The 236-nt window shown below is 42.4% G+C and carries 1 pseudogene; it reads left to right on the forward strand.

What is annotated here, in order from left to right:
- A pseudogene (locus RM545_RS17580) lies at positions 1 to 236 on the forward strand (phytoene desaturase); the annotation flags it as partial.

A 236-nucleotide genomic window follows, 5' to 3' on the forward strand; every position in this document is an offset into this window, starting at 1 on the left:
AGCTGAAGAACCGGTGGAGTTCAAAAAAGCTGAAAAAATTTATAGGTCAGGCTGAAGAAAATTACGATATCGCCATTAAGGATATGTTTTACAGGCCGGGAGTGTCCCGCTGGAACTAGTCTCTATTGAAACAGCAAAAAAACCCGGACAGTTTTTTAGCACCATCTCCCGGGAAGTTCAAAAGGAGTTTACTAACGTAAAACTAGTCCAGATCCTGGAGTTTCCCGTGCTTTTTC

The sequence above is a fragment of the Autumnicola lenta genome (genome assembly GCF_031846515.1).
GTDB classification, from domain to species: domain Bacteria; phylum Bacteroidota; class Bacteroidia; order Flavobacteriales; family Flavobacteriaceae; genus Autumnicola; species Autumnicola lenta.